We start from the raw sequence: 1,532 nt of genomic DNA, 5'->3' as shown, positions 1-1,532 counted from the left end.
CGATACCGGTTGTAGTGCAGCCCCGTCTCCTCATCCCAGTACTGCCCCTGGAACCGGATTGGGTTCCTGATTCCCGCCCTTCTCCCGGCCTCGCTGATCGCCTCCCGCGCCTCTCCCCACGCCTTGTACTGCGCCGACCACGCCACACTGCCTTCATGGTCCGTCAGCTCCTGCGGCGTACCCAGGTGATCGCACTGGTAGAACGCCATCTCCTTCCTGTCGAACGCTCGAGGCGCATGCCTCTGCTCGCCGTTCCACAACGGGTCCTGCTCGATGTCATAGACGCCTCCGTTGGCCTCCATCAACGCCTTCGCATCCGTCGTCTCGCTCAGCACCATCGCGCTCGCACGGCGCACCTGCACCAGCGGCACGAACGAGTTCGCCTCGTGGACGTAGTGCACGCTCCAGCCGTGCTCGCCGCCCTCCTCGATCGCTGACCTGCTCTGCGTGCTCTCGAAGGCGAGCACGTCGCCGTCCCAGCCGAACAGCGTGGTGGTCTCGCCCGAACTCTTGGAGAGGCGCCGCCCCAGCGCGTCGTAGCTGAAGGTGGTGGTGATGCCACTCTGATCGGTCGCCGCCGTCATGCGGTTGAAGCCGTCCCAGGCGAAGACGGTGCGCCAGCCGTTGTGCACCCGCTCCGTCATGTTGCCGCGCTCGTCGTAGCGGTAGCTGGTGCCGGCGTAGTTCTTCAGCAGGTTGTCCAGCAGCTTGCCGGCCGGGTGCCTGAGCGGGTCGCTGGCTGCCGGAGGGTCGACGATGTTGCCGGCCGGATCGAACGCGAACGCCTCGCGTCCGATGCGGCTGTTGGCTTCGAGCAGGCGGCCCACCGGGTCATAGCGGTAGCTCAGGTTGCCGCGCCGACTGTCGCCGATGCCCACCAACTGGCCTGCCTTGTCGTAGCTGTAGCTGCGCTGAATGCCCGCTGCCTCGATGGCGCCGGGCCTGATGCGCGAGATCTGCTGCTCGAGCAATCGTCCGGCCGGGTCGTACTTCTGCCGCTGGCTCAGTCCGTTGCCCTGCTCGCGCGCAATCTCGCGGTGAAGGTCGTCTCGCTCGAAGCCCAGGATGTCATGGCCGTCGAGCATCAGCCCGTGCACATGACCGGAGCCGTAGGTCAGCCACTGGGTGACGTGCCCGTCGGGGCGCACGGTGGCGATGCGCTGGTTGAGTTCGTCGTAGCGGTGCTGCCAGACGGCCGTGCGCTTGCGCTCCAGGTAGTGGTGGTGTTCGCGCGTCAGGTTGCCGGCCGGGTCGTAGAACCACTGAAGGCGCGCGTCGCTGTTGGTCGCTTCGAGCAGGCGGCCATTGCGGTCGTAGGCGAAGCGTTCGGATTGCCCGCCGGCGCGGCGTTCGCTCAGGCGGCCCAGCGGGTCGAATTCGAGTTCGGTGCGATGGCCTGCCTCGACCACTTCGGCGAGGATGCCGGTGGTTTCTTCATGGAGGTACTGCGTGGTCTTGCGGTCGAAGCCGGTCTCCTCCAGCAGGCGGCCCACGGGGTCGTAGCGGAAGTCGTAGCGGCTGCCGTTCTCGTT

Annotated in this window: 1 protein-coding gene; it reads right to left on the bottom strand. The window is 66.8% G+C overall.

The annotated features are described in order from the left end of the window. Positions 1-1,532, bottom strand: a 1,532-nt coding sequence (locus EJO71_RS34205; RefSeq protein WP_137860909.1) for an RHS domain-containing protein, incomplete at both ends; no start/stop codon positions are given.

The organism is Variovorax sp. 679 (genome assembly GCF_003952185.1).
Lineage (GTDB): Bacteria > Pseudomonadota > Gammaproteobacteria > Burkholderiales > Burkholderiaceae_C > Variovorax.
The sequence above is the reverse complement of the archived record's forward strand: the minus strand, read 5'-3'. Positions and strand labels throughout refer to the sequence as shown.